The following is a 24517-nucleotide window of genomic DNA, read 5'->3' as shown; positions in this document are numbered from 1 at the left end:
GGGTGTTCTCGCCGTTGGCAGTCTGAAAATCACCCGTCACGCCCCTCTCCGCGGCCACCCCCTCCGCCACCCCCTCCCGCAGCGCACCCTCTCGCCTTGGGTGGGGAGAGGAGGAGGGAGGAGGGGAGGAGGGGAGGGGAGCGGAGGGGGGAGGGGGGAGGGGGGAGCGGGTGTTGGTGCGGGTCGGTGGGCAGTGGGGGTGGTTGGGGCGGGGGTTCATGAGGTCAGGGATTCGTAGGCCCTCCTCAGGCGGTGGATGCCCTCGGTCGCTTGGGCGGCGCTCTCGGCTGCCGCGTAGCTGAGGCGGAGGTGCGCTGCCGGGGGTTCTGCCGGGTGGTAGGGGCGGCCGGGCGTGACGAGGACGCCGGTGCGTAGGGCCGCTGCGGTGAGGACGGCGTCGTCGGTGCCGTCCGGCAGGCGTAGCCACAGGTGGTAGCCGCCCGGGCGGTAGTCGTCGAGGAAGCCCGGCAGTTCGCGGTGCAGGGCGGCGACGGTGGCGGCGCGGCGGTCCTGGAGTTCGGTGCCCAGGGTGCGCAGGTGGCGGGGCCAGCCGGGGTCGGAGACGAGTTCCAGGGTGGCCTCCTGGAGCGGGCGGGGTACGAAGAAGCTGTCCACGACCTGGGTGGCCCGCAGTCGGGCGAGGGCCGGGCCGTGGGCGGTCAGGGCTCCGACCCGCAGGTTGGGCGAGGCCGCCTTGGTCAGGGAACGCAGGTGGACCACGACGCCGTCCTGGTCGTCGGCGGCCAGGGGGCGGGGCAGCGCGGGGGCGTCGGTGTGGACGAGCAGCCGGGCGAAGTCGTCTTCGAGGACGAACGCCCCGGCCGCGCGGGCGATCCGCAGGACCTCGGTGCGCCGTTCGGGGGAGAGCACTGCGCCGGTCGGGTTCTGGAACAGCGGCTGGCAGACGAAGAGCCGGGCCCTGCTGGCCGCGAAGGCGTCGGCCAGCAGGTCGGTGCGGACGCCGTCGGCGTCGACCGGGACGGGGACGGGCCGCAGCCCGGCCGCGTGCAGGACCGCGAGGATCCCCGGGTACGTCGGGGACTCCACCAGGACGGGTGCGCCGGGCGCGGCGAGCGCCCGCACCGCGACGGTGAGACCGCCCTGTCCGCCCGCGGTGATCAGGACGTCCCCGGCGCCGATCGGGCCTCCGGTGCCGCCGATGTCCCGGGCGAACCAGCCGCGCAGTTCGGTGAGGCCGTCCGCGGGCGGGCGGTCCCAGGCGCCGGGGCGGCGTCCGGCCCGGGCGAGCGCGGCGGCCAGCAGGCGTTCGGGGAGCAGGCCGGCGTGCGGGTAGCCGCTGTTGAGGTCGACGACGCCGGGCGGCGGCACGTTGAGGGTGGCCATCACCGGTGCGGCGAGCAGGTCGCGCGGGCCGGAGCCGGCGCTGAGCGCGACCTCCTGCCAGGAGAGGTCGCCCGTGCGGGCGCCCGGCGCGGTGGCGAAGCGGGCGGCCCGGAACACCCCGGCCCCCGGCCGGGAGACGACCAGCCCCTCGGCCGCGAGGGCGGCGATCGCCCGGGAGACCGTCACCGGGCTGACCTGGTGACGCTCGACGAGGGCGCGACTGGACGGCAGCTTTCGCCCTTCGGGATAGCGCTCCACCTCACGTCGCAGGCTATCGGCGAGTTCAGCCACGCTGCTACGCTCGTTCATGAAGGCACAAGATAGCGCTATTTGGAATTCGGCGATAGCACCGCGGATCGTCGGCCCTGGTCCGGCAGCGGCCTCCGGCACCCTGCCCGCCGCCCTCGGGGTGCTCCTCTTCTCGTTCAGCTTCCCGGCCACCTCCTGGGCCCTCACCGGCTTCGGCCCCTGGACGGCCACCGGGCTGCGCGGGGCCGGGGCGGGCCTGCTCGCCGCGTGCTACCTGGCAGCCGTCCGCGCCCCGTTGCCGACCCGGCGGCAGTGGCCCGGCCTGCTCGTCGTCGCCGCGGGCTGCGTCCTCGGCTTCCCGCTGCTCACCACGCTCGCCCTGCGGATGTCCTCGACGGCGCACTCGGCGGTGGTCATCGGCCTGCTTCCGCTGGCGACGGCGGTGTTCGCGGCGTGGCGCACCGGCCGCCGGCCGTCCCGGGCCTTCTGGGGTGCCGCGCTGGTGGGAGCGGTGGCCGTGATCGCGTTCACCCTGCTGCAGAGCCACGGCCGGCCGAGTGCCGCGGACTGCCTGCTGTTCGCGGCGCTGCTCGTCTGCGCGGCCGGGTACGCGGAGGGCGGGCGCCTGTCGCGGGACCTGCCGGGTGCTCAGGTGATCGCGTGGGCGGTGGTGGCCGCACTGCCCGCCACCGTGCTGACCACCGCGCTCGCGCTGCCCGCCGAGCCCGTCCACCCGACTGCGAAGGCGCTGGCCGGGCTGCTGTACACGGCGGCGGTGTCCCAGTTCGGCGGGTTCGTGCTCTGGTACCGGGGGATGGCGGCGATCGGCGTGCCGAGGGCAAGCCAACTCCAGCTCGCACAGCCGTTGTTGACGCTGGCGTGGGCGGTGCTGCTGCTGGCCGAGGACCTGCCGGCGGCGGCTCCGGTGACGGCCGTGGTGGTGCTCGTCTGCATCGCCGTCACCCAGCGCGCCCGTGCGTGAGGGCCTGTTCGGGTGATGCGCCGCGCGCGCCCCGGGCTTCGGTGGGCGGCCGCTGGTAGTGGTGGGTCCGACCACCGCCAGCCCGAGCCCGGAAGGCGCGCCGCGTGACTCTTCTGCCGAAGGACGTCGTGGATCGGGCCCCGCGCCCGTCGAGCACCGCGCGGTCGGACCGCCGGCGCCGGCGCGGTCGGGCCCTGGTGGGCTGGCTGACCACGACCGACCACAAGCGGATCGGCACCCTCTACATCACGACGTCGTTCCTGTTCTTCCTCGCCGGCGGTGTCATGGCACTGCTGATGCGGGCCGAACTAGCCCGCCCGGGAACGCAGTTGCTCGACAACGAGCAGTTCAACCAGCTGTTCACCATGCACGGCACGATCATGCTGCTGATGTTCGCGACCCCGCTCTTCGCGGGCTTCGCCAACTGGATCATGCCGTTGCAGATCGGCGCGCCGGACGTCGTCTTCCCCCGGCTGAACGCACTCGCCTACTGGCTCTACCTGTTCGGCTCGCTGATCGTCATGTTCGGCTTCCTGACCCCGGGCGGCGCGGCCGACTTCGGCTGGTTCGCCTACGCGCCCCTCAACAGCGAGGTGCACAGCCCGGGCCACGGCGCGGACCTGTGGATCATGGGGCTGGCGCTCTCCGGTTTCGGGACCATCCTCGGCTCGGTCAACTTCGTCACGACGATCGTCTGCTTCCGGGCGCCGGGCATGACGCTGTTCCGGATGCCGATCTTCGTCTGGAACGTCCTGCTCACCGCGGTCCTGGTGCTGTTCGCCTTCCCGGTGCTGGCGGCGGCGCTGCTCTGTCTGGAGTCGGACCGGCGGTTCGGCTCGCACGTCTTCGACCCGGCCAACGGCGGGGCGATGCTGTGGCAGCACCTGTTCTGGTTCTTCGGGCACCCCGAGGTGTACATCATCGCCCTGCCGTTCTTCGGCATCGTCACCGAGATCATCCCGGTGTTCAGCCGCAAACCGGTCTTCGGCTACTCCGGCCTGATCGGCGCGACGATCGCCATCACGGGCCTGTCGATCACGGTCTGGGCGCACCACATGTTCGTCACCGGGCAGGTGCTGCTGCCGTTCTTCTCGATCATGACGATGCTGATCGCGGTGCCCACCGGGGTGAAGTTCTTCAACTGGATCGGCACGATGTGGCGGGGCTCGCTGAGCTTCGAGACGCCGATGCTGTGGACCGTAGGCTTCCTGGTGACCTTCCTGTTCGGCGGGCTCACCGGGGTGCTGCTGGCCTCGCCGCCGATCGACTTCCACGTCTCCGACTCGTACTTCGTCGTCGCGCACTTCCACTACGTGGTGTTCGGGACGGTGGTGTTCGCGATGTTCGCCGGATTCCACTTCTGGTGGCCGAAGTTCACCGGGCGGATGCTGGACGAGCGACTCGGCCGGATCCACTTCTGGACGCTGTTCACCGGCTTCCACACCACCTTCCTGGTGCAGCACTGGCTGGGCGCCGAGGGCATGCCGCGCCGGTACGCCGACTACCTCGCCTCAGACGGGTTCACCACGCTCAACACCGTGTCGACGATCGGCTCGTTCCTGCTCGGGCTCTCGACGCTGCCGTTCCTCTACAACGTGTGGCGGACGGCGAAGTACGGGCAGCCGGTGGGGGAGGACGACCCCTGGGGGTACGGACGGTCGCTGGAGTGGGCCACGTCGTGCCCGCCGCCGAGGCACAACTTCGTGACGCTGCCGAAGATCCGCTCGGAGTGCCCGGCGTTCGACCTGCACCACCCGGAGATCGCTGAGCTCGACCGGAGGCAGAACCGCCCCGAGGCCGCCCGTCCGGCGGGGTCCGCTCGTTAGGATGGGCGCCGTGCCCCGCCGGCTCCGGGGCGCGGCATCCGGAGGGAGTGGGCCGTCATGGCAGACGAGAGGCACGCCCCGGCCGGGGACGCCCCCGCCCGGCGACGCGGCCAGGGCGAGCTGGAGGCCCAGGTGCTGGCGGTGCTCCAGCGTGCGCCCGGCCCGGTCACCGCGGGGTGGGTCCAGGAACGCCTGGACGGCGGCCTGGCGTACACCACCGTGATGACGATCCTCTCCCGGCTGCACGCGAAGAGCGCCGTCTCCCGGACCCGTTCCGGCCGTTCCTACCTCTGGCAGGCGTCCTCCGACGCGGCCGGGCTCGCCGCCCTGAGGATGCGCCGGATGCTCGACGGCGAGGCCGACCGGGACGCCGTCCTGGCGAGCTTCGTGAGCGCCCTGCTCCCGCACGACGAGGAGCTGCTGCGCGCGCTGCTCGACTCCGCGTCCGCCGATCCGGCAACGGCCGACCGTGAGAGCTGACCCGTGGGCTTCTTCGTCTTCCTCCCGCTGATCCTGCCGCTGACGGCGGTGCCGATCGCGCGCCTCACCGGGCAGCACCTGCACCCGCGGGGCGCGGCCCGGCTGATGACCGTGATCAGCGCGGTGATGGCGGTGTGCAGCGTGCTGTGTCTCGGCCTGATCGGCGTGGTCGGCACCGCGCAGATCCCCGGCAACCCGCTGCCGGACAGCTGGTCCGACCCGGAGGTTCGGGCCGCGCTGCCGTACCACGAGACGGTCGGGACGGCCGCGATGTGGCTGCTGGTCCTGGTCGGGGCGGCCTGCCTGCGGACGGCGGCGCGGCACCTGCGGGTGCGGGCCCGGGCCCGGCGGGCGCTGGACGGCCTGCCGACGGACTCGGGGCCGGACGCCGACCTCGCGGTGCTGCCGGACGCCAGCCCGTACGCGTACGCGCTGCCGGGTTCGCCGGGGCGGGTCGTGGTGTCCACCGGGATGCTGGAGGGCCTGGCCGAGGACGAGTGCGAGGCACTGGTCGCCCACGAGCGCGCGCACCTGGTGCACCGGCACCACCGCTACCTGCTGGCCACCCAGCTCGCCGCCGACGTCAACCCGTTCCTGCGCCCGCTCCAGGAGGCGGTGGCCTTCAGCGCGGAGCGCTGGGCGGACGAGGACTCGGCGCAGGTGGTGGGGGACCGGCGGATCACCGCGCGGGCGGTTGCCCGGGCGGCCCTGGTCGCGCGTCCCGTACCGTCCCCGGGCTTCGCGGCCTTCGCCGCCCCGGCCCCGGCCCCCGGTCCGGTGCCGCGACGGGTCGCCGCGCTGCTCGGCCCGGTGCCGTCCGCCCGCAACTGGCCGCCGGCGAAGACCCCGGCGGGCCTGGCCGCGATGGTCGCCGCAGTCGGGACGGCGGTGTCGGCGCTGTGCGCGCTCAACGCCGCCGTGGCGCTGCTCGTCGTCCTGAAGGCGGTCACTCCGCTCTAGGCGGCGGCCAGTGCGTCGAGCATGGCCCCGGCCCGTGCGAGCGACTCCGCGGCGATCGGCCGGAGCCCGTTCAGCGCGGGCACGTCGTCGGCGCGGGTGAGCTCGGCGGTGACGACGTGCAGGTTCTCCTCGGCGACGCCGAGGTTGCCGAAGTACGCCCGCAGGTACGGGACCTGGAAGTCCTGGTGCTCGCGCGGAGTGCCCGGCCCGTAGCCGCCGCCGCGGACGGCGACGACCACGACGCGGGTGCCGCCCAGCAGCTTCGCGCCGGTGCCCCCGTCGACGTAGGCGCCGGGGAACGAGACCCGGTCGATCCAGGCCTTGAGGCCGGTGGAGACCGTGAAGTTGTACATCGGGGACCCGACCACCACGGTGTCCGCGGCCAGCAGTCGGTCGATCAGCGGGCGGGTCAGCGCCCACTCCCGCTCCTCGTCCGGGGTCTCGGCGAGCGCGGCGACGTCGTCCAGCGGGAGCCCGCCCTTGCGCTCGGCACGGCGGCCGAGGGCGTCGTAGGCGGCGCGCACCGCGGGCACCGGCTCGGCGACGAGGTCGTGGTGGCGGTGAGTGGCGGCGGCGCCGTGCCGGGCGCGCCAGGTGGCGGCGAAGCGGGCGGTCAGGGCGCGGCTGACCGAACCCTCCGGGCTGATGCTGGAGTCCAGGTGGAGCAGGGCGGTGGACGTCATGGTGCTCTCCTCGTCACCTCGGGGTCGGGCGGAACGTCATACCGGTGACGGGCCGGGCCGAGGAAAGGTGACCGATGAGCCGGGACGGGTTTCTGGACGACGCGCTCGCCGCGCGCTTCGAGGCCGAGCGCGGGCGGCTGCGCGCGGTGGCGCAGCGGATGCTCGGCTCGACGGCCGAGGCGGAGGACGCCGTCCAGGAGGCCTGGCTGCGGCTCGGCCGGACCGACCCGGCGGAACTGGCGAACCTACCGGGCTGGCTGACCACCGTCGTCTCCCGGATCTGCCTGGACCTGTTGCGCTCCCGCGCGGTGCGCCGCGAGGAGCCGGCCGACGAGGCGCTGCCGGACGGGGAGGCCGGGTCCGGGGACCCGGAGGAGGAGGCGTTGCTGGTCGAGTCGGTCGGCCGGGCGCTGCTCGTGGTGCTGGACCGGCTGGGCCCGGCCGAGCGGGTCGCCTTCGTGCTGCACGACGGCTTCGCGGTGCCGTTCGAGCAGATCGCGCCGATCGTCGGCCGGACGCCGGTGGCCGCCAAGAAGCTGGCCAGCCGGGCCAGGCAGCGGGTGCGCGGGACGGCCGCCGGCCCGCCGGAGCGCCTGGCCGGGCACCGGCGGGTCGTGGAGGCCTTCCTGTCCGCCGCGCGCGGCGGGGACCTGGACGAGCTGCTGGCGGTGCTCGCGCCGGACGTCGTCCGCCGGGCCGACCCGGCCGCGCTGCCCGCCGGGCGCTCCCTCGTCGCGCGCGGGGCGCTCACCGTCGCGCGGGAGACGACGGTCTTCGGCCGCCGGGCCCGGTTCGGCGTGGTGGCCCTGGTGGACGGCGTGCCCGGCATCGTGATCGCCCCGGGCGGGCGGCTGCGGCTGGTGCTGCGGGTGACGGTCGCGGACGGCCTGGTGGCCGGGTACGAGGTCGTCGCCGACCCGGCCCGGCTGGCCGGACTGGAGCTCGCGGTGCGCTAGGGCCTCAGGACCCGTCGGCGAGCTGGACGATCATCTTGCCGGTGTTGGCGCCGCGCAGCATGCCGAGGAAGGCGTCCACGACGTGGTCGAAGCCCTGGACGACGGTCTCGTCGGGGATCAGCGCGCCCGAGCGCAGGTGCGGCACGGCGAAGTCGTACAGCCCGGGGCGGGCGTCGAGGTGGTCGCGGACCAGGAAGCCTTCCAGGCGCAGGCTCTTGCCGACGATGTCGTAGAGGTTGCGCGGCGCCGCGGGCGGGTTGTGGGCGTGGTCGTACTGGGCGACCGCGCCGCACCACGCGATCCGGCCGCGCTCGCGCAGCACGTCGATGGCCGCCGCCAGGTGGTCCCCGCCGACGTTGTCCAGGTAGACGTGCAGACCGTCCGGGGCGGCCTCGCGCAGGCGGTCGGCGATCGGGCCGTCGTGGTAGTCGAAGGCGGCGTCGAAGCCGAGCCGGTCGGTGAGGTGGGCGGCCTTGGCGGCCGAGCCGGTGCTGCCGATCACGCGGCCGGCGCCGAGCAGCCGGGCGAGTTGGCCGGCGGCGGTGCCGACGCCGCCGGCCGCGGCCGAGATGAACACCGTCTCGTCGGGACGCAGCCGGGCGATCCTGGTCAGGCCGACCCATGCGGACAGCCCGGTGCCGCCGAGGACACCCAGGTGGGCGCTGAGCGGGACGCCCGGGAAGTCGGGCAGCAGGTGGGCCTCGTCCGCGGTGACGACGGAGTGGGTGCGCCAGGCCTTGCGGTGGAAGACGAGGGCACCGACCGGCAGCGCGGCGGTGCGGGACTCCACGACCCGGCCGAGGGTGCGGCCCTCCAGCGGGGCGTTGAGCTCCCAGCCGCCCTCGTCCATCAGCTCGCGCATGTACGGGTCGACGGACTGGTGGACGTTCTCGACCAGCGCCTGGCCGTCGGCGAGCGCGGGTGCCGTCTCCTCGACGAACGCGAAGTTCGCGGCGGTGGGGGCGCCGGTGGGGCGGGACACCTGGTGGACGGCGCGGACGGTGGTGCGGGTCATCGGTGGCTCCGGGGTCATTCGCTGGACGGGCTGGTCGAGTGGGATCACCGTAGGAGGCGGGGGAGTGGCCGGGCAGGGGGCCGCGGCGATGGAACGGCGGCTTCCATGAGCGGATTCGATGGATGGCGGTAGATTCGCCCGCATGACCGATCTCGCCCCGCAGGAGCTGCGGATCCTGGTCGCCGTCGACGAGGAGCAGAGCTTCACCGCGGCCGCCACCCGCCTGGGGACCACCCAGTCCGCCGTCTCGCACGCCGTGCGCGCCTGCGAGGGGAAGCTCGGCGCGGTGCTCTTCGACCGCGGGCGCCACGGCGCACGCCCAACGGCCGCCGGCGCGCGGGCTGTGGCGTACGCCCGCCGGATCCTGCGGTTGACGGCGGCGATGGGCCCCGAGGTGCGGGCCGCGGGCGCGGTGGTCGAGGAGGTGGCGGGCCCGCTGCGGATCGCCGCGTTCCGCAGCGTCGCCGCGCACGTGCTGCCGCCCGTCCTGGCCCGGCTCGTCGCGCGCCACCCCGGACTGACGCCGCAGGTGCGGATCGTCCGGGAGCTCGGCCGCGGCACGGCCGGCGAGGTCGCCGACGGCCGCGCCGACCTCGGGCTCGCCACCCTCGACGGCGGCGGCCCGCCACCCGTCCCCGGCCTCGTCTCGGCGCGGCTGTTCGAGGAGGCGTACGCGCTCGCGCACCCGGTGGGCCACCCGGCGCCGCGCGAGCTGCCGCTGGTGGACTGGGACGAGAACTGCGGCTCCTACACCCGGGACTGGTGGCAGCGGCAGGACTGGATCCCGGCCGCGACGCTCGACGTCGAGGACGACTCGGTGGCCGTCTCGCTGGTCTCCCAGGGCCTGGGCATGGCGATCATGCCCAGGACCACGCTGCTCGGCGCTCCGGCCGGCCTCGCCGTCACCGACCTGGGGCCGCGCCCGCCCAGCCGGTCCGTCGGGTACGTGACCACGCCCGAGCTGGCCGCGACGGCCGCCGTCCGGGCGCTGATCCGCGAGCTGCGGGCCGGGCCGCTGCCGGAGGGGCTGGTGGCGGCCCGGGCGGCCGATCAGTCCTCCAGCGACTCCCGCAGCGTGCGGAACTCCGCCGCCAGCGCGTCCAGCGTGTAGTGCGCGTTGAGCCCGCTCGGGTTCGGCAGCACCCACACCTGCGTCCCGCCGATGTCTTCCGGCTGCCGCCCGATCACGGCCTTCCGCGCCCCGAAGGCCGTCCGGTAGGCACCGATGCCGAGGACGGCGAGGACGCGCGGACGCAGCCGCAGGACGCGCTCGCGCAGCGCGGCGCCGCCCTCGCGCAGCTCGTCGGCGGTCAGTTCGTCGGCCTTGGCGGTGGCGCGCGGGGCGACGTTGGTGATGCCGAGGCCGAGGGCGGGCAGCTCGCCCTGCTCGTCCGGCCGGTACTGGCGGTCGGTGAAGCCGGAGCGGTGCAGGGCGGGCCAGAAGCGGTTGCCCGGGCGGGCGAAGTGGTGGCCGGTGGCGCCGGACCACAGGCCCGGGTTGATCCCGCAGAACAGGACGCGCAGGCCGGGCCCGGTGACGTCCGGGATGGTGGTGTCCTTGGCGGCCAGGAGCTGTTCGGCGGTGGGCTTCGCGGGCGTCATCTGCACCCGGCCAAGTCTGCCCGTTCCTGCGCGCGTTGCGTCCGGCGGGAGCGGAGCCACCGGAGGCCGAGGACGACGACGGCTGCGTACGTCCAGCCGGCCAGGATGTCGACGATGAAGTGTTCGGCGCCGTACACCAGAGTGAGGGCCATCGCGAGCGGATAGGCGACGAGCAGCGCGCGCAGCCAGGGGCGGGCGGTGGGCCAGAAGAAGAACAGCAGCATCGCCGGGTAGGCGGAGTGCAGTGAGGGCATCGCGGCGACGTCGTTGGCGAACTGGCTGCCGTTCTCGAAGACGGACTGCGCCTGTGGCAGCCCGATGTCGGTGAGCGTCGAGGACACCACCCGGGCGAGTCCGGGCAGGTGGCCCTCCTGGGCGACCAGCCACGGCGGGTCGGCCGGATAGAGCAGGTAGGTCGCGAAGCCGGCGAAGGTCAGCACCAGGTAGCAGGTCAGCAACCGGACGTACCGCGCGTGGTCGCGCCGCCAGAGCACCGCGAGGATCACGAAGACCAGGAAGAAGTGCGAGAGGTAGACCGTGACCGCCGCGTAGTCGTACCAGTGCGGCGAGCCGGGCGTGTAGAGCGCGTGCTGGAGCCGGACGGTCCAGGTCTGACCGAAGCCGAGCACCTCGTCCGCGTCCAGCTGCGGCAGCCAGTGCGGCGCCCACGGGGTGTGCGCGCCGTAGCCGCGCAGCAGCGAGTACGTCCACACCGCGGCCATGACCGGGACCCAGTCGCGCAGGACCAGGAGGAAGCCGCGGGGGCCGTGCCCGCTGTGCACGGCGGCGGTCAGCAGGGCGCCGATCAGCCAGCAGAAGACCACGTCGTTGGCGGACGGCAGGCCGTTGCCGCGCACGTACCAGGCGAGGGAGGCCAGGTAGAGCGGCCAGGCGAGCAGCCGCAGCGGCCGGAGTCTGGCCACCGCGCCCGCCGGGCTAGGCCGCCCGGCCCGCACGAGTCGTGGTGGTGGGGCCGGCCGCAGCAGGTTGGTCATGCCCGCTGAAACTAGCGGCGCAAGCTGGGAGGAGCCTTGATGAACGATGACCGGATCTTAAGAAAGTCCTACTCATAATGGTGGTTTGGGTCGGTTCGGTGCTGCTTGGCAGCCGGTTCAGGAGACGATGCCGAGCTCGTGCGGGGTGTTGTTGAACCGCCGCCCGCCGTTCGCCGTGACGGTGACGATGTCCTCGATCCGCACCCCGAAGCGGCCGGGCAGGTAGATCCCCGGCTCGATCGAGAAGCACATGCCCGGCACCAGCGGCTGCTCCTCGCCCTCGACCAGGTACGGCGGTTCGTGCGTGGTGATGCCGATGCCGTGGCCGGTGCGGTGGATGAAGTGCTCGCCGTAGCCGGCGTCGGTGATCACCCGCCGGGCGATCCGGTCGATCTCCTGGCAGGTGACGCCGGGGCGGACGGCCTCGAACGCGGTCTGCTGGGCCCGCCGGACCACGTCGTGCACCTTGCGTACCTCGGCCGGGACGTCCGTGCCGACGTGGACCGTCCGCGTGGTGTCCGAGCCGTAGCCGTCCTTGAGGCCACCGAAGTCGAGCACCACGGTGTCGCCCCGCTGGATCACCCGCTCGCCGGCCTCGTGGTGCGGGTTGGCGCCGTTGGGGCCGGAGCCGACGACGGTGAAGTCGACCTGGCTGTGGCCGTACTGGATGAGCAGCGCGCCCAGGTCGGCGGCGACGTCGGTCTCCCTGCGCCCGGCGAACTCGACCTCCAGGACACCCCGGTACGCGGCGTCCGCGGCGCCGCCGGCCGCGGCGAGGCGCTCCAGCTCGTCGGCGTCCTTGACCGCGCGTAGCATCGGCAGGCTCGCGGTGAGCGAGGTGAAGCCGGTGCCGGGCAGCGCGCCCTGCAGGCCGAGCAGGTGCATGGCCCACGCGTTGTCGGAGACGCCGTACCGCCCGGCCGGGTCGAGCATCGGGGCGACGGCGGCGTACGGGTCCTCGCCGTCGCTCCAGTCGAGCAGCCGGACGGCCGGGGCGCCGGGGGCCTTCTCGGCGTCCGGGCGCTCCAGCCGGGGGACGAGCAGCGCGGGCTCGCGGCCGGTGCCGAGCACCAGGGCGGTGAGGCGCTCGGTGATCGCGGTGGGCTGGTAGCCGCACAGGTAGACCAGGTCGGGGCCGGGGGCGACGACCAGGCCGGCCAGTCCGGCGGCGGTCGCGTCGGCGGCGGCGCGGGCCAGTCGGGCGCGGTAGTCCTCGGTGGTGAAGGGTCGTGGCACGGGTCTTCCTCCTCAAGGTCCGGACGGGCTGCTGCCTGGAACTCCATCACGCGTCCGGGGCCCCGTCACCCGCCCGGAACCGGCGCGGTGGACCGGAGCTCCGCCGGGTGCGGGCCGCCCGGGACGCCCTCACGCCCGCGCGGCGTCGGCGAAGTGACGCAGGAACAACGCCTCGACGTGGGCCATGTGCTCGATCTCGCCCGGGTCGACGCTCTCGTTCGGCGCGTGGATCAGGCAGCGCGGCTCCTCGACGCCCATCAGGATGATCTCCGCGTCGGGGTAGGTGGTGGCGAGGACGTTGCAGAGCGGGATCGAGCCGCCCTGGCCCAGGAACGACATCGGCCACCCGTAGACCTCCCGCATCGCCCGGTCGAGCGCGGCGTACGCGGGACCGCCGGTGTCCGCGCGGAACGGCGAGCCGGCGCTCTCCCGTTCGACGTCCACCACGACGCCCCAGGGCGCGGCTGCCTCCAGGTGCGCGACCAGCGCGTCCTGCGCCGCGCGCGCCCCGGTGCCGGGCGGCACCCGCAGGCTCACCCGGGCCCGGGCGGTGGCCGGGACGGCGGCGGCCGAGCCGACCACGGGCGGGCAGTCGATGCCGAGGACGGTGACGGCGGGGCGGGCCCAGAGCCGGTCGGCGACGGTGCCGGAGCCGGTCAGCCGGACGCCGTCCAGCACTCCGGCGTCGGAACGGAACCGCTCCTCGTCGTAACCGGCGCCGCTCCACGTGCCGGTGCAGTCCAGGCCGTCGATCCGGGTGCCGCCGTCGGCGTCGCGCAGCGAGTCGAGCATCCGGATCAGCGCGGCGAGCGCGTCCGGGGCGGCGCCGCCGAACATGCCGGAGTGCAGGTCGCCCCGCAGGGCCTTGACGGTGACGACGACGTCGGTGACGCCGCGCAGCGAGGTGGTGGCGGTGGGCACGCCGACGGCGGCGTTGCCGGTGTCGCAGACCAGCAGCGCGTCCGCGTGCAACTCCCCGGCGTGCGGCGGCACGTACTGCTCCAGGCCGCCGGTGCCCTGCTCCTCGGAACCCTCGACGACGAGCTTGAGGCCGACCGGGACGTCGTCGCCGAGCGCCCGCAGCGCGGTGAGGTGCATGACGATGTTGCCCTTGCAGTCGGCGGCGCCGCGCCCGTACCACCGGCCGTCACGCTCGGTGAGCTCGAAGGGCTCGGAGGTCCACGCGGACTCGTCGAGCGGGGGCTGGACGTCGTAGTGGCAGTAGAGCAGGACGGTCGGCGCGCCGGGCGGGGGCGGGCGGTGGCCGATCACGGCGTGGCTGCCGTCCGGGGTCTCCTCCAGGTGGACGTCGCGCAGACCGACCGCGGTGAAGGCGGCGGCGACCCACTCGGCGGCCTCCCGGCAGTGCTCCGGCGGGTACTGCCGGGGGTCGGCGACGGAGGGGATCGCCACCAGCTCGGCCAGGTCGGCCTTGGCCTGCGGCATCAACCCAGTTACGCGGCTGGCGAGTTCGTCGGTCATGCGGGCTCCCGTGGGCTGGCTGCGGGTGGCGGGTGCCAGGTGCGGACGGTCACGAGCGGGCTGGTACGCGCGGACCGTCCGTCACCTGCGGACGGTCTCGCGCAGGTCGAAGCCGTCGATCCGGTCCTGGACGGCGGCGAGCTTGTCCGGGCAGTACACCGGGAGCACGATCGCCTCGGCCTGCACGATCTCGCGGTCGGAGAGCACCGGCCGCCGGCCCGGTCCGTCGGCGCCGTTGGACATTCCGTACTTCCACTGCGCCTGGGTCGGCGCGTTCGACGGGTCGTCGCAGACGGCGCCGCCGTCCTCCCCGAGGGTGCGCACGATCTGGTCCTGCGTCGGCACCGGGTAGCCGGCCGAACCCAGCGCGGCGGACAGCTGCGCGGCCTTCCGGTTCGCCAGGTCGGTGGCGTGCAGCCGGGTGAACGAGAGCAGCCCGGTGACCAGCATCGCGACCAGCAGGACGATCGAGCCCAGGTGGATCCAGCGGTGCCGGGAGGTCATCGGACGGGCCGTCATGCCGCACCTCCTTCCGCGTCGCGCGCTCCAGCGGACTGTTGCGCGGCCGACTCGGCCGCCGCGTCCGGGGATCGCCAGCCCGGCTTGCGCAGCCGCAGGAACAGGTACGGGATCAGCAGCCCCAGGACCAGCAGGCCGCCGCCGACGATCCCGACGTACGACCAGACGCTGCCGCTGCCGAACTGCGAGGACGGTACGAACCCGATCGCCATCGCGGCGGCCGAGGAGAGCAGGCCGGTCACGCACATCGGCACGAGCGCGGGGGCGCGGTAGCCGCGCGGGTGGTCGGGCTGGGTGCGGCGCAGCCGGATCGCGGCGGCGAACATCAGCAGGTAGACGATCAGGTACACCTGGGTGGTGATGACCGAGAAGATCCAGTAGGCGCTGGAGACGTTCGGGATCAGGGCGTACATGAGGGCGATCGCCGTGGTGACCACGCCCTGGGTGACCAGCAGGTTCTGCTGGACGCCCTCCTTGTTGAGCCGCTGCAGGAACGGCGGCAGGTAGCCCTCGTGGCGGGAGATCATCAGCAGGCCCTTGGACGGCCCGGCGAGCCAGGTGAGCATGCCGCCGAGCGAGGCGGCGATCAGCGCCACCGCGATGACCGGGGTGAGCCAGCCGACGTCGAAGTACTGGAAGAAGGCGTCGAAGGCCTGCATGACGCCGGCCGTCAGGCTCAGTTCGCTGGACGGCACCACCCAGCTGATCGCGAGCGCGGGCAGGATGAAGATCGCCAGCACCATCCCGGAGGCGGTGAACATCGAACGCGGGAACTCCCGGGCCGGGTTGCGCAGGGAGGAGACGTGCACCGCGTTCATCTCCATGCCCGAGTAGCTGAGGAAGTTGTTGACGATCAGCACGAGGCTGGCCAGGCCGGTCCACTGCGGGAAGAGGTGCGCGCCGTCCATCGGCGCGGCGGAGGCGTTGCCCTCGCCGAGGAAGACGAAGCCGAGCACCACCAGCAGCGTGCCGGGGACCAGCGTGCCGATCACCAGGCCCATCGAGGAGAGGCCGGCCACCGCCTTCGTCCCGCGCGAGGAGACCCAGACGCCGGTCCAGTACAGCACCATGATCACCAGGGCGGTGTACGGGCCGTTGCCGGCCAGCCCCGGGTTCACCACGTAGGCGATCGTGGAGGCGACGTACGCCAGCAGCGACGGGTAGTAGAAGATCGTCATCGCGAACTGGCACCAGACGGCGAGGAAGCCGAGCGGCTTCGACAGGCCCTCCGACACCCAGCGGTAGACGCCGCCGTCCCAGCCGGACGCCAGCTCGGCGGAGACCAGCGCGGTCGGCAGCAGGAACACGAGCGCCGGGACGAGGTAGAGGAAGACGCAGGCCAGGCCGTAGACCGCCATGGTCGGGGCGGAACGCAGGCTGGCCACCGAGCTGGTGGTCATGAGGGCGAGCGTGAGCCAGGACATTCGCGGGGCGGCGGCGACCCGGGCGGCCACCGCTCCGCCGCGCTCCCGGGTGGCGGGGCCGGCCTGCGGGCCGTCCGGGCGGGGCGGGGGCGCGTCCGTGGAACTCATCCGGGTCCTCCTCCGGTGCGGGGTCCTCGTCCGGTACGGGCTCCGCGGGCGGGCTCCGGGGCGGTCCGTACCCGGCCAGTTCACCCGTCTGCCCGGATCGCCGCATGCGGCGCGCGCCCGCCCGGGTGACCGCGCATCGGGCCGCCGGTGTGCCCGTGAGCGATACGGCTGCCCAAACGTGCGGTCCGGGAGCGGGAGTTCGGGCACCCGCGCGGACTCCGGACGGGCACGGAATCATAAATTCCGGGCCGGTTGTCGGTGCCGTGGGACACGATGTCCGGATGTCGTATGAACTCCAGGCGCTGATCGGCACATTGGAGCTGCTGACGGTCGCGGCGGCCGAGGTGCCGGTCGCCCGGGTGGCGCCGCTCGCACAAGGACTGGCGCTGATCCCGGCCACTCCCGCGTTCCTGAACGCCTTCCGGGCCGACGGCGACGAGCGCAAGTCCGACGGCGGCGCAGGCTTCGCCTGGCACCCGGACGGCTTCGAACTGCGGCTCGCGGCCTGGTCCAAGGCGGGCCCGGTCGCCTGCGTCGAGGCCGAATTCTTCGGCGGAACCGGCACCCAGCGCGCCGCCGTGTGGAACGACGGCCGGCTCGAACTCGGTCCGCTCAGCAGCGCGTTCGAGCCCTTCGCACCCGGTGGCAGCCCGATCTCCCGCGTCCTGCGGCAACTCGGCGCCCGGGTGGAGGAGGGGCGGGCGGACGAGTTCGAGGCGGTCGGCCTCGGCGTCCACCGCAGCACCGAGGACTGGGCGGCGACGGTGGGTTGAGCCGTTCCCGGCCGAGCCACGCCGAGCCACGCCGAGCCACGCCGAGCGCGCGGGCCGCCGCGCCACCGTTCGGCGTACGTGCGGTGGCTGCGTCCGAGTGGCTGCCCCACGGTGTGAGTCAGGCGATTTCGCCCCACTCGCACCGAGAGGAAGCAGTACCCATGCGTGCCACCTGGATGGCCGCCGCGCTGACCGCAGCCCTCGCGCTGACGCCGGTCGCCTCGGCATCCGCCACCGCCGCGGGCAACGGCTCCGCGGCCCCCCGAACACCCGTCGTCTCGGCCCCGCTCGCCGACCCGCTCCCGAGCGTCCCCGTGCCGAGCGTCCCGGCCCCGGCGGTCCCCGCCCTGCCGGCCGTCCCGGCCCCCGCGGTCCCGGGCCTCCCGGCCCTCCCCGCCACCCCCGACCCGTCCGGCACCCTCGGCGACATCGTCAAGACGGTCACCGGCCTGCTGTCGGGCGTGACCTCCGCCGTCCCGGGCCTCGACGTCGTGGGTCAGTTGCTGACGACCGTGCTGAACACCCTGCAGGGCCTGCTCGGCTCGCTGCCGGCGCCCCCGTCACTGCCGGTGCCCGTGCCCTCGGTGACCCCGTCGGCCCCGCCGAAGCTCCCGTCCACGGCCACCCCGGACGCTCGGGACGTGAACGAGCGGCTCGCCTCCCTCAAGGCGCAGGCCCAGGCCCTGGCCGACGCCACGGCGGCCCGCACCGCCGTCCACCCCCACCCCGCCGCCGGCTGACCCCACCCGCCGCACCCCGCGGCCCGACGACACAGGCCCCGGTCCCGCACCCAGGACCGGGGCCTGTGTCGTCGCCGCTTCGGACCGGCCGGGAGGCGTCAGCGGTAGTTCACGAACTGGAGCGCGAAGTCCAGGTCCTTGCCCTTGAGGAGGGCCTGGACGGCCTGGAGGTCGTCGCGGCTCTTGGAGCTGACACGCAGTTCGTCGCCCTGGACCTGGGCCTTGACGCCCTTGGGGCCCTCGTCCCGGATGATCTTCGCGACCTTCTTGGCATCGTCGGTGGTGATGCCCTCCTTCACGTTCGCGAAGATCTTGTACTCCTTGCCGGACAGCTGCGGCTCGGCGGCGTCCAGGGCCTTCAGCGACAGCCCGCGCTTGACGAACTTCGTCTGCAGCACGTCGAGGATGGCCCGGACCCGCTCCTCGCCGTTGGCCTTCATCTCGATCTTCTCGCCGGAGCGGCTGATCTCGGCGCCGACGTTCTTGAAGTCGAAGCGGGTGGCGATCTCACGGGAGGTCTGGTTGATCGCGTTGTCGACCTCCTGCCACTCGACCTTCGAGACGATGTCGAAACTGGAGTCGGCCATGGGTGTTGGTCTCCTTGATGCTCTGGCTTCACTGGCACGGCACGCCGCACCGGGCGCCCGCCGCCCCAGCCTATCCAGCGGTGCCCCGTCGCCGCCCCCGACAGCCACGCCGAAAGCCTTGATCATCGTGTGACCAATCGAGTGGCGAACCACCCCCTGGCATCGGGTATCGTTTACGGAGTCGAACGGGGCAAGACCCCGGGAGACACCAATCCTGGCTGGTTGCCCGAGCGGCCAAAGGGAGCAGACTGTAAATCTGTCGCGCAAGCTACGCAGGTTCGAACCCTGCACCAGCCACCGGATAGAGAAACGGCCTCTGATCTGCGGAAACGTAGATCAGAGGCCGTTTCTTTTTGCTCGAACGCCGGTCACGCCGGATGGTCGTCTTGCGTGGTTTGTCGCACCTCGTATCGCCCGGATCCCAGTCCTGACCAGCGGTTCCGGGCCAGGGGCGGACCAGGATCAGGGGTGGCCGGGGCGTTGTTCGCCGAGTTGGTCCACCGGCAGGTCTTCGGCCGATTGAGCGCCGGCCTGTCTGGTCCGGTGCCAACCCGACCGATCTGCTGGCATTCCGGCGATCACGCCCAGGATGGCCGAGGGCAGTGGAATGATCTACGGCCGGGATCAACAATCAAGGGGGCAACGGCATGAGGAACAGGCGCTTGGCCATCCTGGGCGTGGCCGCCGGAACCGCGTTGCTCGCGGGGTGTGGGTCGTCCGGAACCAGCTTCACCAGCTCGGGCGGGATCGGGACGGGCCGGGGCGCCGCCTCCGCCCGGTGCTTCAGCCCCCGGGGGTCGTGGGAAGCCCCGCTGTCGGTCCAGGACGACCCGACGCGGGGGCTGTTCCCGTTGAGATTGAGCTTCCCCCAGCCCTCCGCCGGCAGGACGCACCGGTCTTTGCGCAAGTGGACCACCTCCCCCGGGCGCATGCCCGCGTAGTACATGCACCCGAAGAACGCCACCAACCGCGGCCCGCGGCGCCCCTGCCGACCGACGGCGTCCAGCATCGCGGCGGCCTGCTCCGGGCTCATGACGTACTCCGGATCGACTTCCTCCTCGGTCCGGGGCGGCTGCCACTGCACCGACGGCAGCGGGTTGGCGGTCAGGAGCCCGTCCTCGATGGCGCGCCCCAGGACGTGGTTCAGGATCCGGCGCTTTCGGAGCACGGTCGGGGCAGCGGCCTTGGTGCCGTCGAGCTTGACCGAGATGGCGGCGAGCAGGCGGCGGACTATCTTCGGGTCCGCCAACTCGGAGACGTCTACGGAGTTCCGCGCCACCCAGCTCAAGGCCCTGGCGACGTCGGCCGGCGGCTCGTCGGTCCAGCGGTTCACGTTGAGGGCCCAGCTGTACAGCGCGCGCCGCACGAGCAGCTTGTCCGGCATGCCGGTCTTGCTCTTGACCAGCTCGAACGTGACGCTGGCCGGGGCGTCCGCCCACGTCGTGCGCGTCTTGGCCGGGGCGCCGTCCCATCGGGCCTCGACGTAGTTCCGGCCGTGCTGGTACCAGGTGACGGAGTTCTGTTCCTCCTGGCGCTTGCGGAGCTCCGCGAGCGGGAGGCCCGTCTCGATGTCGAAGGGCTGGCGAGAGGCCGCTGCGATCAGCAGTTCGGCCTTCCGGCCGTCCGCCTGGGTCTTCGTGAGGTAGGACTGCCCGCACGGGATGTGTGCGGCGGCCGGCGCTTCGGCCCCGAGTCGGAGGAACCAGCTCCCATGTCTGGGCCATCGTCCAATTTTCATTTCAGCTGACGTCGACCGATCAGACGCCTAGGCTTCCTCCGGACGAGTCCGGACGAGGGGGCCACGGATGCAAAGGGCAATTCGGCAAGCGGTTGAGCAGATAGCACTGGACGCTATTCGCAATTCGTCCGACATTCCCGAAATGGCCCGGGAAGCAGCGAATGAGACGATCCGCGGCGCAATGACGGAACTCAAGAAGATTATTCATGAAAGGGTCATCGAAGCACACCGGAAAGCGACCCCGGCCACCCTTTCCGTGCAATTGCCAGGCCGCCCCGAAGTGATAGTCGAACAGGAGACCCACCGGCTGCTTCCGGACGTCCTGCTCGCACTCGGCGCCGCCTGCCATCTGCTCCTCGTCGGGCCCGCCGGTACCGGAAAATCCCACATGGCGAAGCACGCCGCCGCCGCCCTGGGCCTCTCCTTCCACGCTCTGTCCCTCGGGCCGACAACGCCGATGAGCAAGGTTTTCGGCTATCTCGATGCCGAGGGAAACTATCGGGGAACGCCATTTCGCGCAGCCTACGAACACGGCGGCGTCATGCTCCTGGACGAGCTGGACAACGGACATCCGGGCCTGCTGGCCGAATTGAACCAGGCCCTCGCAATCGGCTGCTGCGCCTTTGCGGACGGCATGGTGGACGCCCATCCCGAATTTCGACTGGTCGCCACCGCTAACACGTACGGACACGGCGGAGATCACCAGTACGTGGGGCGGCAGGCCCTGGACGCCGCCACCCTGGACCGCTTCACCGTCATCGACGTACCGGTCGACCCCGGCCTGGAGGAACGGCTGGTGGCCGCGCACGCCCCCTCGCAGCTCGCCGAGGCCCTCCGGCTGCTGGCCGAGGTGCGCAAGCTGCGCGCCACCGCGAAGCGCAAGCGCCTCCCGCTCGTCTTCTCCCCGCGCGCCTCGATCGACGGAGCCAAGCTGCTCGAAGCCGGGGCGACCTGGGAGCAGGCACTGAGCTGGCGGGTCACTCGCGGGCTGTCGAACGCCCACCGGTCGGCCCTCGGGCTCGGCTTCACGAACGACGCTGCGCAGTGAACGGCCTGATCCTGCCGCCGTTCTACTCCTGGCAGGAGTTCCTCGACGCAGCCCAACTGCCCTCGTCCATCAGGAACGGCGCCAGCCGGGACAGCAGCACCGCGGGCACCGCGTGGGCCGGAGCCACCTGGGAGGAGGCACTGGAGCTGGCACGCGACGGCTGGCACGAACCGCTGGAGGAGGTGGGGCTGTCCATTGGCGCCCTGCGCCGACTGGCCGGTCTGTCCGGCCGCGGTCCGACCTTGGAACCCTCCTTGGACGTGACCGGCGGTGAGGTCGACATCGCCGCATATCTGTCCGGCGCGCCCGAGTGCATGGTCAATGCGACGGTGCAGCAGGTCTCCGGACGCGGCAGGGTCATCTCCTTCCTCATCCCTGGAAGCTACTTGAGCACCACACCGCACCACGAAGTGCGCAACCGGGGGCTGGCCCTCGCAGCCCTGTGCGCGGGCATCATCGGGGCCGGACACAGCGTGGAGATCTGGTCGAGCAAGTCGGGCGAACTCCGAGGCGCCCCCATCCGCTCGTACAGCTCGGTAGCCCGAATCGTCTCGGCCGGAGAACCCCTCAACGTCGGAAGGCTGATCTTCGCCGTGGCCCATCCGGCGATGCTGCGCAGACTCTGGTTCAGCATCTGGGACGCCCAACCCCCCGACATCGCCAGGCTGTTCCCCCCAGTCGGCTACGGTATCCCCACGGACAAGGTGCCCGGCAACCTCCCCTCGGAGATCCGCGACCCCTACATCTTCCCGGTCCTCCGCCCGGGCGAACCCCACTGGCAGAGCCTCGACCTGGCGCTGTCCTGGTGCCACACCACCTTCACCGACCTCGGCCTCTCCCCTTCTTGAAGGGTGAGCCCCGTCGGCCACGGGCCTTGAAGTGAGTATGGATGCTGCGCTCGCCAAACTGAGCAGCCTCTCCGCCGAACGACGCGCTGGCCCGGCTGGACCTCGGCGTCGGCGGTCCGGCCGGCGGGGCGTGAGCTGAAACACAGAAGGCCGTATCGGGCAGCGGAGATCGCTGCCCGATACGGCCCTTCGGGTGCTTACGGAGGTGGGTTGGCAGGGGGCGTCGAGACCATGATCCGGACCAGGCGCGGACCAGATCCGGCCTAGGATCGGGAGTTGCCTGGTCAGCGGCCTGTAAATCTGTCGCGCAAGCTACGCAGGTTCGAACCCTGCACCAGCCACCGGATGGAGAACAGCCCCTGATCTGCGGAAATGCAGATCAGGGGCTGTTCTCGTTTCTCTGCGCTCCGGCCGCGCCCCGCGTTGTGCCCTCGGCCGGGTGGCGAGTTATTGCATATTGCTTGCAATTACAGATAGCAGGCAGCAGAGTGGGGGCCACGGGGGTGGGAGTCCTTCCCGTCTTCCCAAGCGGCGACCGCCGTGACGTGGCCCACCCACCCCCGTCCAGACCTCCCCCCGTGCGCCCGCCGCGCTCCCGCCGTGCCTCCGGGCGCGGCGTCAACGACGCGTAAGAGGCGTTCCCGGCCGCGTCAGGATCGCGTACGGGCCGGATGCCGCCGGGGCCGTGACCCGCAGGATCGGAGCAACTACCGACTGCGGAGGTCCCGTCGATGTCCAGCGCCATCTCCACCCCGGCCGTCGAGGCCGACCCCCGGCCCCCGGACGCCGGCGCGGGCGACGAACGGCACCGCCTCACGGCGCTCGGCGGCCTGGCCGCCCTCTCGCTGGACGCCATGGCCTCGGTGGCCTACGGGCCGGAGTCGGTCGTCCTGGTGCTCGCCGCGGCCGGGGCGTACGGGCTGGGCTTCACGCTCCCCGTCACGGTGGCGATCGCCGTCCTGCTGGCCGTGCTGGTGGCCTCCTACCGGCAGGTGATCGCGGCCTTCCCGGACGGCGGAGGGTCGTACGCGGTCGCCAAGGAGCACCTGGGCCGCCGGACCGCGCTCACGGCCGCGGCCTCGCTGGTCATCGACTACATCCTGAACGTCGCGGTCTCGGTGACGGCCGGCGTGGCCGCCCTCACCTCCGCCGTGCCGGGTCTGTACGACGACCGGGTCTGGCTCTGCCTCGGCGTGCTGGCCCTGGTGACGGCCGTGAACCTCCGCGGTATCGCCGAGTCGGCCCGCTGGTTCATGGCGCCGACCGCCGTCTTCGTCGTCTCGATCATGGCGATCATCGTGGTGGGCCTGTTCCGGGACGCCCCCGCCAGTACCGCGGCCGCCGCCGGCCACGCGTCCGTGCTGGCGGAGAACGCGACCACCGTCGGCGCGCTGCTCCTGCTGAAGGCCTTCGCCGCCGGCTGCTCGGCGCTGACCGGCGTCGAGGCGGTCGCCAACGCCGTCCCCTCCTTCCGCACGCCGCGCGCCAGGCGCGCCCAGAACACCGAGGTCGCGCTGGGCGCGCTGCTCGGCGTGATGCTGATCGGACTGGCCGTGCTGATCGGCCGCTTCCACCTCCAGCCGGTCGAGGGCGTCACCGTGCTCGCCCAGCTGGCCGACGCCTCGCTCGGGCACGGCGCCGCGTTCTACGTCGTCCAGTTCTCCACCGTGGTCCTGCTCGGCCTGGCCGCCAACACCTCCTTCGGCGGCCTGCCGGTCCTGCTCCACCTGCTCGCCCGGGACAACCACCTCCCGCACGTGTTCGCGCTGCGCGCCGACCGGCAGGTGCACCGGCACGGCGTCCTCTTCCTCGCGGTCGTCTCGGCGGCGCTGCTGGTCGGCTCCGGCGGCGACGTCAACAGCCTGGTGCCGCTGTTCTCCATCGGCGTGTTCGTCGGCTTCACGATCTGCCAGGTCGGCATGGTCAAGCACTGGTACCTGCACCGGCCGGCCAAGTGGCGGTGGAAGGCCGCGCTGAACGGCTTCGGCGCCGTGCTCACCGGTGTCGCGACGCTCGTCGTGACCGGCACCAAGTTCACCGAGGGCGCCTGGGGCATCGCGGTGGCGCTCCCGCTCCTGGTGGTGCTCTTCGAGCTGATCCACCGCGGCTACGAGCGGATCGGCGAACGCCTGGAGCTGGGCCGCGTGCCCGGTGCGGTGGTCCGCCGGCGCAGCCTGGTCGTCGTCCCGGTGACGGCGATCACCCGGCTCACCCGGGACGGCCTGTCGGCGGCGCTGTCGCTCGGCGACGAGGTGCTGGCGGTGACCGTCGTGCACGAGCCGGCCGAGGCCGAGGCCCTGCGGCGGGACTGGGAGCTGTGGGACCCGGGCGTGCCCCTGGTGGAGATCCCGGACGGCCACCGCCGGCTGGGCCAGCCGATCGCGGAGTTCGTCAACAGGCTGGGGGAGGAGCACGCGTACGACCGGCTGACCGTGCTGATCCCCGAGGTGGAGCCGGCCCACTGGTACCAGCGGGCGCTGCAGAACCGGCGCGGCGCGGTGATCGACCGCGCCCTGCGCCGGAGCACCGACGCGGTCGTGTGCCGCCTCCGCATGCGGATGTGATCGGCGCCCCCACCACACCCGGTGCGCACCTGACCTGCACATTCGGATGCGAACGGTCCCGGACGGCGAACGCCGGCCGGGACCGTTCCGCGTTCCGGTCACCCGTCCGCGTCAAGGTCGCGTCAACGTCCCTCGTTCACCCGTATGGAGGGCGTCAGGAACCCGTAACGCACCTCTGATGGCTGGTTTGCTGCTTCAGCCGGTCTTCCGCCGGTGCCGCGCGAAGCCCCCCGGCCGGTCGCGGCAGTCTCCCGAACCACGCTGGTGGAGCCCATGTCCGACCTCATCTACGTCGGTGTCACGGTCGCCGTGTTCGCCGTCATCGCCCTGATCGCGCGGGGGGTGGAGAAGCTGTGAG

Annotated in this window: 22 protein-coding genes and 1 tRNA gene; 12 read left to right on the top strand and 11 right to left on the bottom strand. The window is 72.8% G+C overall.

The features are described 5' to 3' along the window. Positions 1–216: 216 nt before the first annotated feature. A complete protein-coding gene (locus AB0C76_RS39050) occupies positions 217–1653 on the bottom strand; it encodes a PLP-dependent aminotransferase family protein (RefSeq protein WP_359974884.1) in 1437 nt (478 codons plus the stop codon). Here AB0C76_RS39050 and AB0C76_RS39045 point away from each other — a divergent pair. The 4 genes from AB0C76_RS39045 (at position 1652) to AB0C76_RS39030 (ending at position 5841) form a co-directional block, all read left to right on the top strand. Further along, positions 1652–2575 carry a DMT family transporter gene (locus AB0C76_RS39045; RefSeq protein ID WP_359974882.1) on the top strand — a complete coding sequence of 308 codons (924 nt, stop codon included), beginning with the start codon at positions 1652–1654 and terminating at the stop codon, positions 2573–2575. The genes AB0C76_RS39050 and AB0C76_RS39045 overlap by 2 nt on opposite strands. Before the next feature lie 113 nt (positions 2576–2688). Next, a complete protein-coding gene (ctaD, locus tag AB0C76_RS39040) occupies positions 2689–4401 on the top strand; it encodes a cytochrome c oxidase subunit I (RefSeq protein WP_359974887.1) in 1713 nt (570 codons plus the stop codon). A gap of 57 nt (positions 4402–4458) precedes the next feature. Beyond that, entirely contained in the window at positions 4459–4881 is a 423-nt protein-coding gene (locus AB0C76_RS39035) for a BlaI/MecI/CopY family transcriptional regulator (RefSeq protein WP_359974880.1), read from the top strand. A 3-nt stretch (positions 4882–4884) separates the two neighbouring features. Next, positions 4885–5841: a M56 family metallopeptidase gene (locus tag AB0C76_RS39030; RefSeq protein WP_359974879.1), complete on the top strand. Its 957-nt coding sequence runs from the start codon at positions 4885–4887 to the stop codon at positions 5839–5841. On the opposite strand, the gene AB0C76_RS39025 is transcribed toward AB0C76_RS39030, so the two are convergent. Beyond that, positions 5838–6524 carry an NAD(P)H-dependent oxidoreductase gene (locus AB0C76_RS39025; RefSeq protein ID WP_359974877.1) on the bottom strand — a complete coding sequence of 229 codons (687 nt, stop codon included), beginning with the start codon at positions 6522–6524 and terminating at the stop codon, positions 5838–5840. The genes AB0C76_RS39030 and AB0C76_RS39025 overlap by 4 nt on opposite strands. Before the next feature lie 74 nt (positions 6525–6598). On the opposite strand from AB0C76_RS39025, the gene AB0C76_RS39020 reads away from it, so the two are divergent. Then, positions 6599–7480: a sigma-70 family RNA polymerase sigma factor gene (locus tag AB0C76_RS39020; RefSeq protein WP_359974875.1), complete on the top strand. Its 882-nt coding sequence runs from the start codon at positions 6599–6601 to the stop codon at positions 7478–7480. A 4-nt stretch (positions 7481–7484) separates the two neighbouring features. Here AB0C76_RS39020 and AB0C76_RS39015 read toward each other — a convergent pair whose 3' ends face one another. After that, the gene (locus AB0C76_RS39015) at positions 7485–8495 is read right to left on the bottom strand and encodes an NADP-dependent oxidoreductase (protein WP_359974874.1); all 1011 of its coding nucleotides are present in this window, start codon (positions 8493–8495) and stop codon (positions 7485–7487) included. A 142-nt stretch (positions 8496–8637) separates the two neighbouring features. On the opposite strand from AB0C76_RS39015, the gene AB0C76_RS39010 reads away from it, so the two are divergent. After that, on the top strand, positions 8638–9606 hold the full coding sequence (locus AB0C76_RS39010; RefSeq protein ID WP_359974872.1) for a LysR family transcriptional regulator: 969 nt from the start codon (positions 8638–8640) through the stop codon (positions 9604–9606). On the opposite strand, the gene mug is transcribed toward AB0C76_RS39010, so the two are convergent. The 6 genes from mug to AB0C76_RS38980 all read right to left on the bottom strand — a co-directional run bounded on the left by mug (position 9546) and on the right by AB0C76_RS38980 (position 15861). Continuing rightward, on the bottom strand, positions 9546–10097 hold the full coding sequence (gene mug, locus AB0C76_RS39005) for a G/U mismatch-specific DNA glycosylase (RefSeq protein WP_359974886.1): 552 nt from the start codon (positions 10095–10097) through the stop codon (positions 9546–9548). The genes AB0C76_RS39010 and mug overlap by 61 nt on opposite strands. Further along, entirely contained in the window at positions 10094–11092 is a 999-nt protein-coding gene (locus tag AB0C76_RS39000) for a phosphatase PAP2 family protein (RefSeq protein WP_359974871.1), read from the bottom strand. Before AB0C76_RS39000 ends, mug begins: the two co-directional genes overlap by 4 nt. A 117-nt stretch (positions 11093–11209) precedes the next feature. Continuing rightward, positions 11210–12328: an aminopeptidase P family protein gene (locus AB0C76_RS38995; protein ID WP_359974869.1), complete on the bottom strand. Its 1119-nt coding sequence runs from the start codon at positions 12326–12328 to the stop codon at positions 11210–11212. Positions 12329–12457: 129 nt separating this feature from the next. Then, on the bottom strand, positions 12458–13810 hold the full coding sequence (locus AB0C76_RS38990) for a dipeptidase (RefSeq protein WP_359974867.1): 1353 nt from the start codon (positions 13808–13810) through the stop codon (positions 12458–12460). Between the two features lie 81 nt (positions 13811–13891). Beyond that, a complete protein-coding gene (locus AB0C76_RS38985) occupies positions 13892–14329 on the bottom strand; it encodes a hypothetical protein (RefSeq protein WP_359974865.1) in 438 nt (145 codons plus the stop codon). Then, positions 14326–15861, bottom strand: coding sequence for an APC family permease (locus tag AB0C76_RS38980; protein WP_359974863.1), 1536 nt, complete (start codon positions 15859–15861; stop codon positions 14326–14328). Before AB0C76_RS38980 ends, AB0C76_RS38985 begins: the two co-directional genes overlap by 4 nt. 281 nt (positions 15862–16142) lie before the next feature. On the opposite strand from AB0C76_RS38980, the gene AB0C76_RS38975 reads away from it, so the two are divergent. Both AB0C76_RS38975 and AB0C76_RS38970 read left to right on the top strand, forming a co-directional pair. Beyond that, complete coding sequence (locus tag AB0C76_RS38975) at positions 16143–16634, top strand: hypothetical protein (protein ID WP_359974861.1); 492 nt, start codon at positions 16143–16145, stop codon at positions 16632–16634. 161 nt (positions 16635–16795) lie between these two features. Then, positions 16796–17374, top strand: a complete 579-nt coding sequence (locus tag AB0C76_RS38970) for a hypothetical protein (protein ID WP_359974859.1) — start codon at positions 16796–16798, stop codon at positions 17372–17374. 98 nt (positions 17375–17472) lie between these two features. Here the strand turns inward: AB0C76_RS38970 and AB0C76_RS38965 are convergent, their stop codons facing one another. Continuing rightward, the gene (locus AB0C76_RS38965; RefSeq protein WP_329930374.1) at positions 17473–17961 is read right to left on the bottom strand and encodes a YajQ family cyclic di-GMP-binding protein; all 489 of its coding nucleotides are present in this window, start codon (positions 17959–17961) and stop codon (positions 17473–17475) included. A 216-nt stretch (positions 17962–18177) separates the two neighbouring features. Here AB0C76_RS38965 and AB0C76_RS38960 point away from each other — a divergent pair. After that, positions 18178–18258, top strand: a tRNA-Tyr gene (locus AB0C76_RS38960). Positions 18259–18592: 334 nt separating this feature from the next. Here the strand turns inward: AB0C76_RS38960 and AB0C76_RS38955 are convergent. Next, positions 18593–19699, bottom strand: a complete 1107-nt coding sequence (locus AB0C76_RS38955) for a hypothetical protein (RefSeq protein ID WP_359974857.1) — start codon at positions 19697–19699, stop codon at positions 18593–18595. 67 nt (positions 19700–19766) lie between these two features. Between AB0C76_RS38955 and AB0C76_RS38950 the strand changes: the two genes are divergently transcribed. From AB0C76_RS38950 to AB0C76_RS38940, 3 genes are all read left to right on the top strand, one after another. Then, positions 19767–20747 (top strand): AAA family ATPase, encoded by a 981-nt coding sequence (locus tag AB0C76_RS38950; RefSeq protein ID WP_359974855.1) that lies wholly within the window; start codon positions 19767–19769, stop codon positions 20745–20747. Beyond that, positions 20744–21595, top strand: coding sequence for a hypothetical protein (locus AB0C76_RS38945; protein WP_359974853.1), 852 nt, complete (start codon positions 20744–20746; stop codon positions 21593–21595). Before AB0C76_RS38950 ends, AB0C76_RS38945 begins: the two co-directional genes overlap by 4 nt. Before the next feature lie 731 nt (positions 21596–22326). Then, positions 22327–24159, top strand: a complete 1833-nt coding sequence (locus AB0C76_RS38940; protein ID WP_359974851.1) for an APC family permease — start codon at positions 22327–22329, stop codon at positions 24157–24159. Positions 24160–24517 lie beyond the last annotated feature (358 nt).

This window comes from Kitasatospora sp. NPDC048722 (assembly GCF_040650235.1).
Classification (GTDB): Bacteria; Actinomycetota; Actinomycetes; order Streptomycetales; family Streptomycetaceae; genus Kitasatospora.
This window is presented reverse-complemented; position numbering and strand designations above follow the sequence as displayed.